Below are 16,604 nucleotides of genomic sequence, written 5' to 3' on the forward strand. Positions count from 1 at the left end.
ACCACTGGATTTGTCAGCTCTCATCCAATCGAGGCAATTATTCGTGGTGAAGAATTCACAAAGCGAGGGCTTTCTCGACCTCAGGGATTGTGATACAAATCCTAGGATAATAGATCCAATTCTCCGAGCTTTTATATCAATGCCCGGTTCCGTCACGCAACGCCAAATCGCCCGGACCGTGCTAACTGAGCGCGGAATAGCCCGTTTGGTGGAACTGCGGAACGCAGGTGTGACGGCTGCCACCATGAGCCGAATGGAACGAGATGGTGAAGTGCTGCGGCTCGCCCGCGGTCTTTATCAACTTCCTGATGCGCAGCTCGACGTCAACCACAGCCTGGCGGAGGTTGCCAAACACGCACCCAAAGGCGTTGTCTGCCTCGTTTCGGCATTGGCGTTCCACGGCTTGACAGATCAGCTCCCCGGACAAATCTGGCTTGCCATAGGCCGTAAGGACTGGGCTCCGAAACTGGACGGCCCCGCTATGCGCATCGTGCGTTTCACAGACAGCCTTCTCAACGAAAACGTCGAAACCCATGTCATTGAAGGCGTTCCTGTGAGGGTCTTTGGAATTGCCAAGACAATTGCCGATTGCTTTCGCTATCGAAACAAGATCGGCCTTTCGATAGCGATGGAGGGGCTGCAGGAGGCACTGCGGCAACGAAGGACTAGTCCTGGTGAAATCGCCAACCAGGCCGAACGCGGTCGCGTCGGATCCGTGATCCGGCCGTACCTCGAGGCGCTGACCGCCAATGGCTAAAGAAATCAGAAACGTCAGCGCCTCGGTGCGCGCCCGCCTATTGCAACTCGCCAAGGCAAGCGGGCAAAGCTTCGATCTGGTTCTGACGCGTTTCGCTCTTGAACGGTTATTGTTCCGGCTCAGTCAGTCGCCCCACGCCAATCGCTTCGTTCTAAAAGGGGCGATGTTGATGATGAGTTGGTTCGACGACCCGCACCGAGGCACGCGCGACCTCGATCTTTTGGGTTTCGGTGATCCGAGTCCGGACCCGATGCTTGAGACATTTCGGGAAATTCTGGCGCAAGAGGCCGACGATGGCGTCACGTTCGATCCCGATACGCTGCATGTGGATCGCATTCGCGAGGCACTGGACTATGGTGGGCTCAGGCTGCGGGTGATCGCTACAATCAGTGGAGCCCGGATCAACCTGACGATCGACATCGGGTTTGGCGATGCGCTTGAGCCTGGAGTGGAGATCCTGGATTATCCTTCCATGCTCGATTTTCCGATGCCGCGGCTCCGGACCTATGCGCGGGAAACGGTCATTGCCGAGAAGTTCCAGGCAATGGTAATGTTGGGGCGAGTAAACAGCCGCATGAAGGATTTCTACGACATCTGGATCCTCAGCAGGTCTTTCGACTTCAGCAATGATCGGCTGGCGCGCGCAATAGCCGCTACCTTTGAGCGCCGCGAGACACCGATCCCCACCGACAGACCCGACGCCCTAACGGACGCCTTTGCCAACGACCAGCAAAAACAGCGGCAATGGCGCGCTTTCGTTGAAGGTGTTGCACACAATCCTGGCGATCTGACAGACGTCATCGCGGAGATTGCCACATTCCTGATGCCGCACGCGGTTGCGGCTGCTAGGCTGGACAAATGAGTGCTTGGTCGCAACCACGCGAGTTCATCGCTCAGCGGACGGAAATCTGATCCTGTCGGGTTTTTATAGGCAACTCCATAGCTGGAACCCGTCAGTATGCGGTTTTGTATTGGCTCGCCACGGCAACAACCACAAACCATGCAACACACTAATTTCATGCTTTGGAGTCGCCTAAATTTTGGCTTGGCCGGAACATGCCTCGCCAACGCGAGGGGAACTCAACGCTATTGCTGACCACCAATGCGGGAAAGATCGATCCGTATACCCGCATACCCAACGTCCCGCATCGTCTCTGGCTGTACGTCTTTCGGCGTCGCTTCCTCACCATCCACTGACTCGGCGGGACGCGTTTCATCGCTTTGCTGCGGCGCTTCGATGGGTATGCCAGGATCCTCCGCCTGAAACACACTCACGCCCTCGAACTCGCCGGTCTTCCATGCGTAGACTGCATCATCAAAAATCTGCGGGAAGACATCTTTGCTCGTGGGGTTGCCATACCATTTCGCAACGATCCTCAGAACCTTGGCGAACATCGTCGTGCCTTTGCGGAGGTTCTGGCAAGGATCGACGAAATCAGGCTTCAAATCAGCGGGCTCCTTGACTCCAACCCCAGCAGGAAACTGGGTCAGGCCGACTCGGACGACCGCCTGACCAGCGTATTCGCGCACGATCGCCATCGCCTCCTCGGCCGATGCCGCTTTCGGAACGAGTATTAACCGGCCGCCCGATTTGACAGTGACGGCGAGGGGGTCTTCCGAGCCCGCTGCCATCACGAATTGCTCGATGATCGCGGGCTTGAGAGAAGGGTCAGCGCATTCTTTTATCAGGCCGGCGTCGAGCATGGTGTCTCCTCTGCGCTCAGGTGTTGAAGGCAATAACAAGCGGTTTTGCGAAGAGCTTTGCCCAAGCCGTGGCTGCAGTCCGCTGGATGGCGACGATCGACGTCCCATCGGTCCACCAACCGTTCCCGACGGCAATGATGAAATCAGGATCGTGCAGCATGGACTGAAGCACCGGCCAGACGATCAGTTGTTCGTAGCAGATCAACGGCGCCCCGCGGCCGGCACCGATGGAGACGACCGGATTCGCAAAGAAATCCGCCCGGGCGCCGCCGCTCTCGCCAAACCAGGATCGCCACGGCTGCCACATCGAGCCGGGAACCGGCATGCGTTCGCGATAGAGGATGCGGCCGCCCTTCCTGTCGATCGCGACCAGGACATTATCGTAGCCCCAGGCGTCGAGCAGCGCGGCGCCAGCGATCACCGTCGCATCGGCGTTGTGGAGGACGCCTACCCAAAGCCGTTCCACGGTCGGCGTCCAAAAGCCAAGCGCACTTTCAGGCAGCACCACGTAGCGGGCGCCATCGCTGGCCGCACCACGCACCGTTGCGATCATGTCACGCTGGCGGTGAAGTCCGGCGTCCCGACCGAGCGAAGCCCCCATTTCCAGATCGACGCCGCGCCAGCCTTCCGGTAGTTTCGGGTCGGTCCAGATCGCGGCGGACCACAGCCAAAAGCCAGTCAAGGCGATGGCGACAGCTGGCCAAGTACGGGTTGCGAGGCCCGCAAGGCCACCTGTCATGAAGCCAAGGCCCCACCATCCCCATCCCGCGAACAGAACACCCGCCGCCGTGACTGGATGAGCCCAGCCCGTAATGCCGAATGGCGGGATGGCCATGATGATGGCTGCGAGGACATAGCGAAACGGACGCGTGCGCGCGTTCATCGTCCAAAGCACAGCATGCACCGTGACAAAGCTCAATGATGCACACAGCCAGAGTAGCAGGCCGGGCCAAATATCGGACGAATAGAAGGCGGCCACGCCTTGCGGCAAACCACGTGATGCGGCCAGGAAGTATCCGCTGGAGACGAGTGCCGCGACCGATCTCGTTTGCGAGATCGACCAAAGAACGGGAAACCCCAAGGCGACGGGTAAGAACAGCACAGATCCGCTCCAGCCCACCACGCCGACCGCGATCGAAGCGAATATCAGCAGCGCCGGCCGAAGGTAATCACGGCACATAGGTGAACACCTCCTGCGCCAGCCCGAGAATGCCGGATGCTGGCAACGGACCGAAATATCGGGAATCATAGGATCCTGGGAATGCGGAATGCAGGAAGACATATCCAGGCGGTATGGTGCCGCTCATAAACGGCGCCAACGGCCGTCCCTTTCCATCTCGTTGTGCGACACTGGAAGAGAAAACTTCCCGACCGTCCACGTCTACGCTGGCGCCGATTTCGACATGCTGTCCCGCAACGGCGATCACTGTCTTAATCAACGGTGCGACGCCGCCAGGGCAGGAACCAGAACGGAGATAGCCTCGTGCTCTCGCTGCCCGCATCGCCGCCGTTTCCGGCGGGCAGATGAACAGGAGGTCATCGACTGCTGCCGGTCGATGAAGCGGGATGATGCGCCACAGGCCGAGTGGCTCGCTCGGTGTCAGATTGATGCGGTAGGCGCCGGCGACGGCGGTCACCGCCAGCAGGATGGCGGCCACCGCCGCCATCGACAGAACCACAATGGCTCGTCGTTGCTGCGTGGTCATCGACCGGCGGGTTGCAGCCCCGGTCATTTCAGCGAGAGCCCTTGGCTTTTGGTTTGCCGCAGCGTCTCGGCCTGCTTGAGCGCTTCCGTCGTTCGTTCATAAGCGGCAAGTTGCTGGACCGTACGCATGGAATTCCACGCAGACTGGACCTCCGCTTTCTGGCCGTCCGTCATTCCTGCTGTGACGGTCTCGAAAGTCTTGCCATCAGTGTCTTTCGCAGCCAAAGGCAGGAAGGTCCGTTCTCCGAAGCGCTCGGACACAGCCTTGGCGAAACCTTCCAGTTCTGCTTTCACCATTTTGTCGGCGAGCGCGTATTCGAGGCCAGCCGGAAGATCGTTGCGATCGATCGCATCGCGCACGCGTTCGAGCGTTTGCTTGGCGGCTGAAGAGAGCGCCGGGATGTCGACCGAAACCTTGAGCCGGACCGCGCGCTCCTCCGTCTCATGTTTCAATTCGGCCTCGGCCCGCTCACGAAGATAGCGTTCAAGATTTCGCGCAAGCGCCGGAACATTGGCAATGGCTTTTTCCCGGTCCTGCTTGTCGCCACGGCTCGCGAGAAGACCGGTCTTGCCCTTGATCGCGCCAAAGCTCTCTGGCTCGCCGGCAATCCTTGCCAGGGTGGACTGCGCGACCGACTGGTCCTTCAACATGGTATCGACATCGATCGCCTTGAAGGCAGCTTCCGGCGTCGCGTAGACGAGCTGGAAGCGGGTCGAGACGTCCTCCCATTGCTTCTTGAGCCCGGGATCGGCGGCAAGCTTGTCTTCGACAGCCCGCTCAAGCGATTTCGGGAAGGTGGTGATACCTGATACCATGGGCTTGGCCTCCTTGATTGTGTCCGGGAAGGAGTGTTTGTTGCTGCCGCGGAGCGGTCCGAGTGCCGCACCGATGGCGGCTAGACGGCCGCCGAGGTCGGCGAGCCTCGAGCTTTGCCGGACGGCCCATTGGAGGCGATCGTGTGCGATCGTGCGGGCGACGTTGACAAGATGAAAGCCCCGCGCTTCCGCGAAGCGCAGCGCTTGGCCGTAGAACGACGCCTTGTCGTAATCGAGGGTCGTCTCCTTGGCGTTTCGGCGCGACAGGATCGGGATGAGGCCGCCGGATTTCGCGAAGGAGCGACTGCCGTAGTAGACGGCGAGATCCTCACGATGGCGCGTCATGGCGACATAGGTGAGATGCCTGTCCAATGAAAGGGAAGCAAGCACCTTCACCCGGTCGACGGTAGCGCCTTGGGCTTTATGGATCGTCGTGGCATAGCCGTGGTCGAGGTTGTTGTAGAAGCGCTGCTCGACCTTGACCTGGTGACTATGTTCCCCTTCGCCGATCTCAGCGACGATCCGGCCGGGTGCAGCCTCAAGCACCTTTGCGAGCATGCCATTCTTGACGCCAAGACTGCCCTCGTTCTTGAGGAACACGATCTGGTCGCCGGGCGCGAACATGCGGGTTCCGTCCTCTGTCTTGAACGCAAAACCGTCTGCGACGATACCGCGCTCGACCAGCCTGGCGCGGGCCATCTCGTTGAGCTTTCGGACGTCGCGGCGAAGGTGCGCAAGGATCAGGCTGGTCTTCGAAGGGTCGTAGTCGTGGTTCCAATCGGCAATGAGGCTCTCGACCGCCTGCGCCTTAAGGTCCAACCCTCTGAACTGCCCATGTGCACGATAGGCATCGACCGCTTTCCCGACGTCGCCGCGCGCTAGGTCGAGCGAAGCGTCGCGCATCCATTGCTGGTGCTGACGATATATCGTTTCGAGTTCGGCATAGCCGATCCGATCGGCGATCGCACGAAAGGCGGCACCCGCTTCGATCGGTTGAAGCTGTTCCGGATCGCCGACAAGGACGAGCTTTGCCCCAGCCTTGGTGACGGTTTCGACCAACAACGCCATTTGCCGTGACGACACCATGCCGGCCTCGTCGAGTACGAAAACAGTCTTGTCGTCGAGCTGGTTGCGACCCTGGTTCCAGCAAAGCTCCCACGACGACAGCGTGCGGGCAACAATACCAGCTTCCTTCTCCAAACCTTCGGCGGCTTTGCCAGCCAACGCTCCGCCGACAACACGATAGCCGGCCGCCTCCCACGCCTCGCGCGCCGCCTTCATCATCGTGGTCTTGCCGGCGCCGGCGCGGCCGATGACAGCGGCAATGCGCGCGGCCCCAGCGACATGCTCGATTGCCGTTCGCTGCTCATCCGACAGACGGGAATGGCGCGCAAAGGTCGCCTGCAGCACCGCCTCACGGACGCCGTGTGAGGTGCTTCCCGACAGCCAGATCGCGCGATTGGCCATTTCGGCTTCAAGTCGGACCATCTCCCGCGTCGTGTACTTCGCCGGTTCCCGAATACCGGTCGCAAAGTTGATGCCCTCGCGTTCGAGCCGAAGCGCTTCCGGACTTTGCAGAATCCGGACCATCAGACTTTGGAACAACGCGGCATCGTCGATATAGCGATACAGGACCTTCGCGACGTCGCGTTCGTCGAAGACGCTCTTCTCCCGCATGATCAGGTCGAGCACGATTTCAGGATGGCGCTGGATGCGGCGGGCGTTCTCCCCGCGGCGCTGCTCCTGGAGCTCGATGCGTTCGAGTTTGGGAGTCGAGGTCTCCGACCTGTGGTCGGATTGCTCGGCCTTGCGCTCGATAGCCTTGGTGCCAACACCGAGGTGAATGGTTGGCTCTAGCTCTATTCCCTGCTTTTCGAAGGAGCGACCATCGATGCGGATATCGAGGCCGGCAAGCGCCAGATGTTTGTTTTGGCAGGCAAACCAACCATCGCGAAACGCATTGAAGTCTTGCACGCTACCGGCCCAAAGCTCATAGACGATCTTGCCGGCATCATTGCGGGTTGGCTTGCCATCCGGGGCGAGCACCGCGACCTTCTTCGAACCGAAACCGTCTTCGGTGAGCGGCCGCAACGTGGTCATGAGGTGGACGTGAGGATTGCCTGGCGCATCGTGATAGACCCAGTCCGCGACCATGCCCTGCGCGGTGATGTGCCGCTCCACAAAGTCGCGCATGAGCGCGATGTTCTGCTCGGCCGTCAGCTCGATCGGCAGGGCGATCGTGACATCCTTGGCAAGTTGAGCGTCTGATCGTTTCTCGAAGTCTTCGACCTTGTTCCAGAAGGCCTCGGACGCCCCGGACACCGACCGGTCGGCGATCATCGAACGAAGCCATTCCGGCGCGTCGGCAGGGACCACGAACTCCTCATGCAGGAGCCCCTGCTTTCGCGTGTAGTCGATCGTTCGGGCTTCCCGCTCGAACTCCATCTTGGCGCAGTGCCGGTAGGCCGCCGACAGGACGGCGCTGCGGCCGGAACCACGAGCGACGACGCTGACGGAGAAGTGAGGGACGGCCACGGCGGAGTTCTCTCCCGGTTGCGAACGAAATCAATGCGTTCGTCGGGAGCGGCGGCCCCACCAGGCTCTCTCAGCAACACGTCACGCCAGCGACGTATAATTGCGCCCTTGGAAGCCGCTCCTTCGGAACGGCCGGGATCATTCCCGAAAGCATCGCCCTTGGCGATTGTAGGATTCACAGTAGTGCGTTCCGCACCCTGTTCCGAAAAACTGGGATCGAAAGACAAGCTTTCTCACCCAGGGAGACGATCGGACATGAAGAAGCCATCCTCGAAAATCCGCAACGAAATCGCCAAGCTGCAGGAACAGCTCAAGATCGCAGAGACAAGGGAAGCCGAGCGGATCGGCAGGATCGCGCTAAAGGCCGGCCTTGGGGAGATCGAAATCGACGAGGCGGAACTTCAGGCAGCGTTTGAGAAACTGACCAAGCGATTTCGCGGAGGGCATGACGCTACGACCGGAGGGAAGAAGGGCGCTGGCGACAGCAGCGGACAGGCATCGACCGCGGCGGACGCGTCTGGCGCGGGCGCGGGCAGCGCTGGCGAGGCTTGAGCGCATGGCGAGGACGATGACATCCGATGCCCGCAAGAAGGACACGCGCGAAAAGATCGAGCTCGGCGGCCTGATCGTCAAAGCCGGGCTGCGCTACGAGAAGCGCGCGCTGTTGCTGGGCGCGCTCATCGACATCGCCCGCCGCATCAAGGGCGATGATGGCGAGCGATCCAGGCTCACCAAACTCGGCGTGGAGGCATTCGACAATGACGATCAATAGGATTGCGCTCGTCATCGTCCCAACGGCCTTGATGATCCTGACCGTCATCGGAATGACCGGGATCGAACAATGGCTTGCAGGCTTCGGAAAGACCGAGGCCGCACGAGTGGCATGGGGGCGGGCGGGCATCGCATTGCCCTATGTGGCCAGTGCGGCGATCGGAGTTCTGTTGCTGTTCGCGACCGCCGGCGCGATCAACATCAAGCAGGCAGGTTGGGGTGTCCTTGCCGGATGCTGCGGGACGATCCTGATTGCGGTCATTCGCGAGACGATGCGCCTTGCGGCTTTCTCGAAGGCACTCAACGCCGACAAGTCGGTCTTCGCTTATCTCGATCCAGCAACGGCGATCGGAGCGGGCGCTGCACTCATGTGTGCCTGCTTCGCACTCCGCGTTGTGCGCATCGGCAATGCGGCGTTCGCAAGGGCCGAGCCGATGCGCATTCAGGGCAAGCGGGCGCTCCATGGAGAAGCGGATTGGATGAAGTTCACAGAGGCGGCGAAGCTGTTTCCCGATACTGGTGGCATCGTCATCGGTGAGCGCTATCGTGTCGACAAAGACAGTGTCGGTGCCCGAGCGTTTCGCGCCGACAGTGCGGAGACGTGGGGCGCCGGCGGCAAGTCGCCGCTGCTGTGCTTCGATGGCTCGTTCGGTTCGTCGCACGGGATCGTCTTTGCCGGGTCCGGCGGTTTCAAAACGACGTCGGTGACGATCCCGACAGCCCTTAAATGGGGCGGCACGCTGATCGTGCTAGATCCATCGAACGAGGTCGCGCCGATGGTCTCTGCACATCGCGGCGGAGCGGGAAGGGACGTGTTCGTTCTCGATCCGAGGAAGTCGGACATCGGCTTTAATGTCCTTGATTGGGTCGGACGTTTCGGCGGAACCAAGGAAGAGGATATTGCCTCGGTCGCCTCATGGATCATGAGCGACAGCGGCGGCGCGCGTGGTGTACGTGACGACTTCTTTCGCGCATCAGCTCTGCAGCTTCTGACGGCACTCATCGCCGACGTCTGCCTGTCCGGTCACACGGATGAAAAAGACCAGACACTTCGGCGGGTACGCATGAACCTCTCCGAGCCTGAGCCGACATTACGCAAGCGGCTGCAAGACATCTACGACAATTCGGGCTCGGATTTCGTGAAGGAAAACGTCGCAGCCTTCGTCAACATGACGCCGGAAACCTTCTCCGGCGTCTATGCCAACGCGGTCAAGGAGACACACTGGCTTTCCTATCCGAACTATGCCGCCCTCGTGTCGGGAAGGAAATTCGCGACCAGCGACATCGCGGCCGGCAATACGGACGTCTTCATCAACATAGACCTCAAGACATTGGAGACCCATTCCGGTCTTGCGCGCGTCATCATCGGCTCGTTTCTGAATGCGATCTACAATCGCGACGGACAGATCAAGGTGCGCGCCCTGTTTCTCCTCGATGAGGTCGCGCGCCTCGGCTACATGCGGATCATAGAGACCGCGCGCGATGCCGGTCGCAAATACGGCATCACGCTGACGATGATCTATCAGTCGATCGGCCAGATGCGCGAAACCTATGGCGGCCGCGACGCGGCAAGTAAGTGGTTCGAGAGTGCCAGCTGGATTTCGTTTGCCGCGATCAACGATCCCGAGACCGCCGATTACATCTCCCGACGCTGCGGCATGACCACGGTCGAGATCGACCAGGTGAGCCGGAGTTTCCAGGCAAAGGGATCATCGCGGACACGCTCGAAGCAGCTCGCCGCCAGACCACTCATCCAGCCGCATGAAGTTTTGCGCATGCGCGCCGACGAACAGATCGTCTTCACCGCAGGAAACGCGCCACTCCGATGCGGACGAGCCATCTGGTTCCGGCGCGACGACATGAAGGCATGCGTCGGCACAAACAGGTTTCACATGGTCGGGGATACGCCAAAGCCTGCATGATCCAAGCCGGCGCGCGGTGCAACCGAGCAAGGCTGATCCAGAAAAATGAAGAGTATCGGAGAAATCAGCATAGCGACGCCCGGCGGGCGGGATTTCGGGAATTCTCGTTGCGTGACGGGAGGAAAACAGGGCAGCCGCAGGAGCCTCAACATAGTGGCCGGAAGGGGAGGCGGGATCGACTGCCCCCACCCGTCGCGCACCATTTTGCCGGCCACACCGCGGCCGGAACCAAGTTCCTCCGTAAACGCAGACGAAACCGAGTCCGACATAGGCTGAGGCGAAACGAGAGGATCGGATAGTGGCGAAATCAAATGTGGTTCCGTTTAGACAGCCGCCGAAGGCCGGAGGCGGTCGCGACCGGCAGCGCGCGGGTGGAGGACTGCTGAGATCTGGGCGGAACAGATGGCGTAAACGCTCGACGGCAGTTCTATGCACCGTGATCATTGCTGTTGGGGGTTGGCTTGCCTATGGCGGCGCCGACGTTCTCCCCGATCTCGCCACTTTGGCCAAGAAACCGACGACGGATTCATTGTCGACCGCATTTTCGATGTGCGACGGAAGCCATCGAGCGAACTGCGTCGTCGACGGCGACACATTCTGGTTCAACGGCGAGAAAATCCGCATCGCCGACATCGATACGCCTGAACTCAGCCCGCCCCGGTGCGAGGCGGAACGGATAAAGGGTGAGGCGGCAAAATCCCGCCTGCTGACGCTGCTCAACGCTGGAAAATTCTCGCTAGCGGCCGGGTTCCGTGACGAAGACAAATATGGACGCAAACTGCGAACCGTATTTCGTGCAGGCAATTCGCTGGGCGATGCCTTGATCAAGGAAGGGCTTGCCCGATCATGGGATGGTGCCCGACACGGCTGGTGCCAGGGCGGGTGACAGCCATCATCACCTTCCCTGCACGGGAGAGGGATAGGGGCTTGGGGAAAGGGAGGAGGGAACCGTCCCCTTTCTCCATGGGAGGAAGTTTGAAGGAGGGGCATTGCCCTTCCTTCATGGGGTGAGATTGAGAGGGGCGGCAGAGCCCCCCTTTCATAGCCGCTCCGCTCGGTCGATCCGGCTGGAGGGGCTCATGTGCATAGGCAAAGACCAGAGGCGACAAGCCGCCTCTGGTCTCGACCTCAGTCGCTCGGATCGAAAGGCTCTTTGTCCTCAAGGCCGATGTGCCATCGTTTGTCGGACCACCGCGACGGGAGGTAGATCTCATCACCGCCGAAGTGCGCAATGATGATCTCGCTGGCCTCGTGGAACAAACCGAAATCGACCTTGTTGTCGACTGCCCAAAGCAGCGCTGCAGACAGAAACTCCCGCGAGATATCGGCGGGAAGATGCACTTCCGCATCGAAATTTCGGCGCAGTCGTTCAAGCCAATCCGGCTGTTGATCCGGCCGCTTCTGATCTTCTTCCACCACACGAGCGAATTGATGCTTTGTCATCAGAGTCTCCTTTTCGTTTTCTGACGAAAGGTGTCGGCACCGTAGTCCGTGAGGGGTCAGGGACCGCGGAACGCGGCCGCCCTGCGGCGAGCGGAGGAACCGATTTTCTCTGTGCCGCTTGCGGCGTTGGGAAAATTGGAGGGGCCGCGATGTCCTTGACGCCGGAACGGCGGGTGCAAAATGGGACGTCAGAGAGAGATAGAACCGCGTCCCGAAGGGACGCGACCGCTTGCCATCTCCGATGGCCATGGGACGCTCCGGCTGTTCTCCGGCAATGACCCTTGACAGAGGCATGCTTCTTGCTGCGAGAGGATCGTGACCCGGCTGGGCGGAGACCGTGTGCGGGCTCCGGTCGCGGTGCGACCAGAGAGCCGTGCGCCATCGGCGCCTCGCCCAAGCACCATTCTTCACGAAAATGAATCGGTCGCATCTGTAGGATTCACATATGTCGTTGGACGTAGCGGCGGCGTGTGACGATCATGCCGGCATGATTTCGCAACCATACCAGCTCTATGTCGAACGATCGGATCCAGCCAAGAACATGGCGCGGTATTATGCCATGGAGATCGAGCAGACGATGTTCGGAGAGGCCTGCCTGACCCGGCGATGGGGACGGATCGGCAAGCGTGGACAGGAAAAACAGCATGTGTTCGAACGGGAGGAGGAAGCGGTTCGCTTGTTCCTTGAGCTGTTGAAGCAAAAGCGTGGTCGCGGCTATCGGCCAAAAACAACGCTCCGATATTCACCGAGCTGATGATGATTGTGTTCCGCGTTCCAGCTGGCAGTGGAGGGGCCGCTGAAGCGGCCCACGGCGTGTTTTTCGCGCCGGTTCCAGTCGGTCTCGAACGACGCCTCGATCTCGACGAAGAACGGAATCTTGATGGCCAGTTTCAGGCCGAGTTTCCCCTTGCGGAGGTAGTGACAGATCACCTTGCCGAGGGTGCGGAGCCGACGGCCGGTGGCGGTGAGGAACTGAGCGAGCTGTTGCACGGTATTTTCTCCTTTCGAAATGTGGATATCGCGGGGATAGGCCGCATGGCGGACAAGGAGGGACGCACCTGAAAGGCCGAAACGAGAGTGAAGGACCTGCCGGCGCCAAGAATTCGGCACGCGAGGAGCCGCAACGCGGCGGGGAAAATTCTGGCGCCGGTAGGTTGCGGGCGACGGACGGGATGCAGCATCCCCGATGTCGATGACGGTAGATCGAAAGGAGAGTCGCAGTGGATCGCCCCTCTCGGGATCCTGGATGCCGGCGGTCCCCCAGTGCTGGTGGTATGCCGCCCTCAGAAGGGCGGCTCGGCGTCGATGGAACCGTCCTGTTCGCCAAGCATCATGATCAGCTCGGCCTGGGCGATTTCGAGCTCGGTTTCGATCTCGCGGCGCTCGGCGGGCTCGATGCAGGCGTTCAGCTCGGCGCGCAGTTCTTCGATTTGTTGTTCGATCATCGTCATCTCCTTGATGTTTGAGAAAGATGACGCCCGCCGGCGTGGCGGTGGGTCAGGGTCAAGGATCGCGCATGCGACCGCCAGCGGCGGTGAGTGGGGGAGCCGAAATGCGCCGGCATTTTGGGGGAACCGCTCGTCCTTGAGGCTGTCCCGGCTCCACGGCACGATGGGCCCGATATGAGCAGACCCCCCACCTCTCCGTATGGCACCCAAACAGCGGGAAACGGGCTCGACACCCGTTGCCGGCTTTCTCAAAGCGGCCAGTTGGCCCCGCCTCGGTGGCGGGGCCTTGTTGGGATCTCAATCCCGATTGGGGCGGGACCAGATCAGCTGGTAGCCGTCCTCGCCGTCGACCTCTGACAGCGTTGCGTAGATCGGAGCAGGGAAGCTCGGGTCGTCAAGCTTGACCGAGAGGTAGTCACGGTCGCTCTCGCTGGAGCGCTTCTGCCAGGCTGCACCCAGTTCGACATTGCCGGCGTAGATGCGGAAGTGCGGACCCTTGTCGGAGGGGCTCTCGACGCGGGCGATGCGGGCCTTGACGTTGAGCGCGAGGGTGCGGATCGAGCCGGTGAAGCCGTTTTCGTTTGTGGTGAATGTGCCGATGGTAGCCATTGTCTGTTCCTTTCGGTTGTTTCGGGCCACGCCCTTCGCGGCCTCGATGGCTGTCGTAAGGATTGGGGACGATCAGACCGCACCTGGAAGGCCGTAATGAAATGGAGGGCGGTCGGGAGAAACTTTGTTGTCGCGCGAGGAATGCGAACGAAGTTCGCAGGGGAAGAAAGTTGTGTACGGCCGTTGCGGGAGAACGATCGAGGCGAAGCCGGTCTCCGATCAGACATGCCTCATCGAGCCCGCGGAGGGCGTGGCCTATGACAGCGGTGGAAGGAACTTGGTCATGGCCCTCGCCGTGCGTTGCCCCGGCAGAACAGCCCGGCCGCGAAGCCGTTCCCCAGTCTCTAAAGCATAGCGTCGGATTTCGGATGCGATAAACTCGGCCGCCCGGGCAGTTGGATCCTCTCATCAACGCAGTATTGTCGGGCCGCGATTCGTCGCCTGGAGGATCTATGCGTCAGCAGACAAAGCCCTTTACCGTCGAAATCAAGCACTCCCGGAAGCTGAAAGCCAACGATCGAAAACCATCGATCTGAGGGAAGCTGGAACTCAAGTCCGATCAGAACGCGCTGGCGGAGAGAGAGTCGAAAGAGCTGTCGGCCGTTGCGGGTGACAACGACCGACTTTGACGTCTCCTCCTAGGCAGCCGCTCGCTCGTCGGCTTGAATGGGCTGGATACCGTGCAGGAAGTTGACAGCACGCTGGGCATGGGCTGCCGCCTGAAAAATAGCCCGCTTGTCATCGGAGATGACCTTCAGCCACGAGGCAAGGTAGGACGCATGGTCCGGCCGGGGCTCCAGCTCCGGCGCGATCCCAAGATCAGCGCAAAGGAAGCAGCTTCCAAGTTCGGCGATCAGTTCCTCGCGGGCGCGTTCGCTCTTGTCTTTGGCATATCGGCTGAGATCGCGTCCGACGCGATCGGGGCGCGCCGTCCAATGGCAACTTTCGTGACTCAGCGTTGCGACGTATGATGCGGCGTCGCGGAACGTCTCGAACGGCGGCATCTGGATATGATCCGTGACAGGCGAGTAGTAAGCTTGGGAGCCGCAAACGAAAGTCGAAAAGCCGGCGGTCGTCACGACTAACTTTGACACGTTTTTCGAACGATCGCTGATGCAGTCATATTCGCCGGAGTTTGCGACCGCCGAGAGTGCCGCGGGACAGGATATTCCTGCGCCTGGAAGCAGCAGGTTCCATGGCATCGTCCATCTCCATGGAAGGCTCTCTGATCCTCAGCTGGGCCATTCTCAAACCGAGTTGGTGCTGACAAGCGCCCAATATGGCGAAGCCTATCTTCGCGCAGGTTGGGCTAGGCTGTGATCGGGCCCAAACTCAAAGCACGACATTTTGACAATCAGAAGACTGAAGCGAAGATTGGCGTCCGTGTTCTTAACCGGATGACAGAGCTTGGCCGGCCCTAGTTCGAGCGCGTTGCATGAAAAATGCAGTGGATAGGGGCAGCCTCTGCTATCTTCTGACCATCGAAGCGATGCTCCTCTTACTCGCGAAGCTTCGTGTCTCAGGTGAACCTATTCCTCCTCCCAAGGGGCGCTTGACGGAACAGCGGACTCCCCCCAGCCGCTGTTCAATTAGAAAAGCCTGCCGCACCTCCTCCTGCGGCAGGCTTTCTCGTTTTCCGAGACGATCAAGCTCTCAGCTCAGGCGCTCAATTAGGCTGTGCGGAAAATTGAGTTTTGGCATGTTGGTCTTACCGCGGCCCCGGTGCGGATCAGCTCTTCGAGATCGAGTGGCTTGCCCTTGGTCACAAGTTTCTCGGCTTTCGCATTCGCCGCCTTCTCGAGCGCGCAGAGGGCAGTCTGTGCCCCCCAACATTCGCAGCCGAAAAACTCTGCCGATGGGCGACGGGCGGTTAACCAGAAAATTTGCGACAGGCCGAAATTCTGATTGAGTTCTGCGAAGGAGATTGAGTTCAAGAGCAATCGCCGATCCCCGAACTTGGTTCCTAATGCAAGCCAGACGAACCGTTTATCTTCCAAGATCCATCTGATGGACAAGCGACACCATTGAACCGAGTCACGCCCTCGAGACTTTGCTTGCTTGTGACGAAGTCGCGGCATCCATTTGGATTGTTTGTACCCGGCCGGACCTGCTCGATCACCCCGGCGCTGCCAGTTGACGGGTTGGCCCACGCTAGCGGATCAGAACCGATCGTCGCCCGTCCCACGGTTTCGGCTATCACCGTTTGGTCAGTGATCGGAACTGCCGCCGCAGCAACCGGAGCACCTGTGGACGTCTGGAGCGGTTCGGTGTTTGAGCAAGCGGTAAGCACCAGCGCAGGGAACACGATGGCAATCTGGATCAGTTCTGAAAGCATTGAGTGATAAACCATCCTTTCGGACGCTGCAGATGACATCATATTGTGACCAGATGCGGGCGCCATTTCGCGGACAACGACGAAAATCTCGAACAATAATAGTTCAAATTCTCAAAGACCCAATAGGCTGGCTCGTAAATTGCCCCATCTTCAGGAAATCGGTGGCGGTGCGCCAATGGCTACCGCCATTACTCCGTGAGGAGTCCTGGCGATCCTTAAACGGGGTCGGTGTGGGGCAGAGTGACTGACGAGTTTTCGCCAGCATTTCGGTTGAAGTAGCGGACCTCTGAATGCTAGCATACTGTCTCTTAGGACAAGGGCCCACCACTTCGGAAGAACCGGGCGGCGAAGCGCTTGATGCGCAAGCTCCTGAAAACACAAGACCGTCCGCCCCGTGTAATGATCACCGACAAGCTACGTCCTATGGTGCGGCGAAACGAGAGAGCATTGGCCTGCTGCCGGTTTCATGGACATCGAGTTAAGGTGTTCCTCCTGAAACCGGAGAGCATGAATGCAAAGACGAATATTCAGCCGCGAGTACAAGCTTGAGGCTGTGAAG

Annotated in this window: 17 protein-coding genes and 3 pseudogenes; 9 read left to right on the forward strand and 11 right to left on the reverse strand. The window is 60.0% G+C overall.

What is annotated here, in order from left to right:
* Positions 1 to 139: 139 nt before the first annotated feature.
* Positions 140 to 757, forward strand: a complete 618-nt coding sequence (locus ACMUVN_RS32555) for a type IV toxin-antitoxin system AbiEi family antitoxin domain-containing protein (RefSeq protein WP_414816018.1) — start codon at positions 140 to 142, stop codon at positions 755 to 757.
* Positions 750 to 1,619 carry a nucleotidyl transferase AbiEii/AbiGii toxin family protein gene (locus tag ACMUVN_RS32560; RefSeq protein WP_414816009.1) on the forward strand — a complete coding sequence of 290 codons (870 nt, stop codon included), beginning with the start codon at positions 750 to 752 and terminating at the stop codon, positions 1,617 to 1,619. Before ACMUVN_RS32555 ends, ACMUVN_RS32560 begins: the two co-directional genes overlap by 8 nt.
* A 224-nt stretch (positions 1,620 to 1,843) precedes the next feature.
* On the opposite strand, the gene ACMUVN_RS32565 is transcribed toward ACMUVN_RS32560, so the two are convergent.
* The 4 genes from ACMUVN_RS32565 to traA are packed head-to-tail and all read right to left on the reverse strand — an operon-like array spanning position 1,844 to position 7,517.
* A complete protein-coding gene (locus ACMUVN_RS32565; RefSeq protein WP_414816010.1) occupies positions 1,844 to 2,461 on the reverse strand; it encodes a TraH family protein in 618 nt (205 codons plus the stop codon).
* A 16-nt stretch (positions 2,462 to 2,477) separates the two neighbouring features.
* Positions 2,478 to 3,641: a conjugal transfer protein TraB gene (locus ACMUVN_RS32570; protein WP_130657458.1), complete on the reverse strand. Its 1,164-nt coding sequence runs from the start codon at positions 3,639 to 3,641 to the stop codon at positions 2,478 to 2,480.
* Positions 3,631 to 4,194 (reverse strand): conjugative transfer signal peptidase TraF, encoded by a 564-nt coding sequence (gene traF, locus ACMUVN_RS32575; RefSeq protein WP_414816011.1) that lies wholly within the window; start codon positions 4,192 to 4,194, stop codon positions 3,631 to 3,633. Before traF ends, ACMUVN_RS32570 begins: the two co-directional genes overlap by 11 nt.
* Complete coding sequence (gene traA / locus ACMUVN_RS32580) at positions 4,191 to 7,517, reverse strand: Ti-type conjugative transfer relaxase TraA (RefSeq protein ID WP_414816012.1); 3,327 nt, start codon at positions 7,515 to 7,517, stop codon at positions 4,191 to 4,193. Before traA ends, traF begins: the two co-directional genes overlap by 4 nt.
* Before the next feature lie 255 nt (positions 7,518 to 7,772).
* Here traA and traC point away from each other — a divergent pair, with 255 nt between their 5' ends.
* The 4 genes from traC (at position 7,773) to ACMUVN_RS32600 (ending at position 11,096) form a co-directional block, all read left to right on the forward strand.
* Complete coding sequence (gene traC / locus ACMUVN_RS32585; protein WP_414816019.1) at positions 7,773 to 8,069, forward strand: conjugal transfer protein TraC; 297 nt, start codon at positions 7,773 to 7,775, stop codon at positions 8,067 to 8,069.
* Between the two features lie 4 nt (positions 8,070 to 8,073).
* Complete coding sequence (gene traD, locus ACMUVN_RS32590; RefSeq protein ID WP_414816013.1) at positions 8,074 to 8,289, forward strand: type IV conjugative transfer system coupling protein TraD; 216 nt, start codon at positions 8,074 to 8,076, stop codon at positions 8,287 to 8,289.
* Positions 8,276 to 10,210, forward strand: a complete 1,935-nt coding sequence (traG, locus tag ACMUVN_RS32595; RefSeq protein ID WP_414816014.1) for a Ti-type conjugative transfer system protein TraG — start codon at positions 8,276 to 8,278, stop codon at positions 10,208 to 10,210. Before traD ends, traG begins: the two co-directional genes overlap by 14 nt.
* A 436-nt stretch (positions 10,211 to 10,646) precedes the next feature.
* Positions 10,647 to 11,096 (forward strand): thermonuclease family protein, encoded by a 450-nt coding sequence (locus tag ACMUVN_RS32600; RefSeq protein WP_027668131.1) that lies wholly within the window; start codon positions 10,647 to 10,649, stop codon positions 11,094 to 11,096.
* 242 nt (positions 11,097 to 11,338) lie between these two features.
* Here ACMUVN_RS32600 and ACMUVN_RS32605 read toward each other — a convergent pair whose 3' ends face one another.
* A complete protein-coding gene (locus ACMUVN_RS32605) occupies positions 11,339 to 11,653 on the reverse strand; it encodes a hypothetical protein (protein ID WP_064251367.1) in 315 nt (104 codons plus the stop codon).
* 445 nt (positions 11,654 to 12,098) lie between these two features.
* On the opposite strand from ACMUVN_RS32605, the gene ACMUVN_RS32610 reads away from it, so the two are divergent.
* Positions 12,099 to 12,407, forward strand: coding sequence for a WGR domain-containing protein (locus ACMUVN_RS32610; RefSeq protein WP_130654301.1), 309 nt, complete (start codon positions 12,099 to 12,101; stop codon positions 12,405 to 12,407).
* On the opposite strand, the gene ACMUVN_RS32615 is transcribed toward ACMUVN_RS32610, so the two are convergent.
* The 4 genes and pseudogenes from ACMUVN_RS32615 to ACMUVN_RS32630 form a co-directional block, all read right to left on the reverse strand.
* Positions 12,368 to 12,643, reverse strand: coding sequence for a hypothetical protein (locus tag ACMUVN_RS32615; RefSeq protein ID WP_414816020.1), 276 nt, complete (start codon positions 12,641 to 12,643; stop codon positions 12,368 to 12,370). The genes ACMUVN_RS32610 and ACMUVN_RS32615 overlap by 40 nt on opposite strands.
* 293 nt (positions 12,644 to 12,936) lie before the next feature.
* The gene (locus ACMUVN_RS32620; protein ID WP_164575235.1) at positions 12,937 to 13,098 is read right to left on the reverse strand and encodes a hypothetical protein; all 162 of its coding nucleotides are present in this window, start codon (positions 13,096 to 13,098) and stop codon (positions 12,937 to 12,939) included.
* Positions 13,099 to 13,398: 300 nt separating this feature from the next.
* Positions 13,399 to 13,710, reverse strand: coding sequence for a DUF736 domain-containing protein (locus ACMUVN_RS32625; protein WP_233942836.1), 312 nt, complete (start codon positions 13,708 to 13,710; stop codon positions 13,399 to 13,401).
* Positions 13,711 to 14,348: 638 nt separating this feature from the next.
* Positions 14,349 to 14,756: pseudogene (locus ACMUVN_RS32630) on the reverse strand (zincin-like metallopeptidase domain-containing protein); the annotation flags it as partial.
* Positions 14,757 to 14,823: 67 nt separating this feature from the next.
* On the opposite strand from ACMUVN_RS32630, the gene ACMUVN_RS32635 reads away from it, so the two are divergent.
* Positions 14,824 to 15,030, forward strand: a complete 207-nt coding sequence (locus tag ACMUVN_RS32635; protein ID WP_414816015.1) for a hypothetical protein — start codon at positions 14,824 to 14,826, stop codon at positions 15,028 to 15,030.
* Positions 15,031 to 15,387: 357 nt separating this feature from the next.
* Here the strand turns inward: ACMUVN_RS32635 and ACMUVN_RS32640 are convergent.
* Positions 15,388 to 15,518, reverse strand: a pseudogene (locus tag ACMUVN_RS32640) (SOS response-associated peptidase); the annotation flags it as partial.
* Positions 15,519 to 15,673: 155 nt separating this feature from the next.
* Positions 15,674 to 16,141, reverse strand: coding sequence for an RT0821/Lpp0805 family surface protein (locus tag ACMUVN_RS32645; protein ID WP_414816016.1), 468 nt, complete (start codon positions 16,139 to 16,141; stop codon positions 15,674 to 15,676).
* A gap of 234 nt (positions 16,142 to 16,375) precedes the next feature.
* Between ACMUVN_RS32645 and ACMUVN_RS32650 the strand changes: the two are divergent.
* Positions 16,376 to 16,488 (forward strand): annotated as a pseudogene (locus tag ACMUVN_RS32650) (IS6 family transposase); the annotation flags it as partial.
* Positions 16,489 to 16,604: the final 116 nt, after the last annotated feature.

This window comes from Rhizobium sp. IY2, assembly GCF_047532935.1.
Taxonomy (GTDB): Bacteria; Pseudomonadota; Alphaproteobacteria; order Rhizobiales; family Rhizobiaceae; genus Rhizobium; species Rhizobium anhuiense.

What these genes read in the sequence shown, in the direction of transcription:
- ACMUVN_RS32555 (WP_414816018.1), top strand. Translation starts at nt 140, where the DNA reads ATGCCCGGTTCCGTCACGCAACGCCAAATCGCCCGGACCGTGCTAACT.
- ACMUVN_RS32560 (WP_414816009.1), top strand. Translation starts at nt 750, where the DNA reads ATGGCTAAAGAAATCAGAAACGTCAGCGCCTCGGTGCGCGCCCGCCTA.
- ACMUVN_RS32565 (WP_414816010.1), bottom strand. Translation starts at nt 2,461, where the DNA reads ATGCTCGACGCCGGCCTGATAAAAGAATGCGCTGACCCTTCTCTCAAG.
- ACMUVN_RS32570 (WP_130657458.1), bottom strand. Translation starts at nt 3,641, where the DNA reads ATGTGCCGTGATTACCTTCGGCCGGCGCTGCTGATATTCGCTTCGATC.
- traF (WP_414816011.1), bottom strand. Translation starts at nt 4,194, where the DNA reads ATGACCGGGGCTGCAACCCGCCGGTCGATGACCACGCAGCAACGACGA.
- traC (WP_414816019.1), top strand. Translation starts at nt 7,773, where the DNA reads ATGAAGAAGCCATCCTCGAAAATCCGCAACGAAATCGCCAAGCTGCAG.
- traD (WP_414816013.1), top strand. Translation starts at nt 8,074, where the DNA reads ATGGCGAGGACGATGACATCCGATGCCCGCAAGAAGGACACGCGCGAA.
- traG (WP_414816014.1), top strand. Translation starts at nt 8,276, where the DNA reads ATGACGATCAATAGGATTGCGCTCGTCATCGTCCCAACGGCCTTGATG.
- ACMUVN_RS32605 (WP_064251367.1), bottom strand. Translation starts at nt 11,653, where the DNA reads ATGACAAAGCATCAATTCGCTCGTGTGGTGGAAGAAGATCAGAAGCGG.
- ACMUVN_RS32610 (WP_130654301.1), top strand. Translation starts at nt 12,099, where the DNA reads ATGTCGTTGGACGTAGCGGCGGCGTGTGACGATCATGCCGGCATGATT.
- ACMUVN_RS32620 (WP_164575235.1), bottom strand. Translation starts at nt 13,098, where the DNA reads ATGATCGAACAACAAATCGAAGAACTGCGCGCCGAGCTGAACGCCTGC.
- ACMUVN_RS32625 (WP_233942836.1), bottom strand. Translation starts at nt 13,710, where the DNA reads ATGGCTACCATCGGCACATTCACCACAAACGAAAACGGCTTCACCGGC.
- ACMUVN_RS32635 (WP_414816015.1), top strand. Translation starts at nt 14,824, where the DNA reads ATGCAGTCATATTCGCCGGAGTTTGCGACCGCCGAGAGTGCCGCGGGA.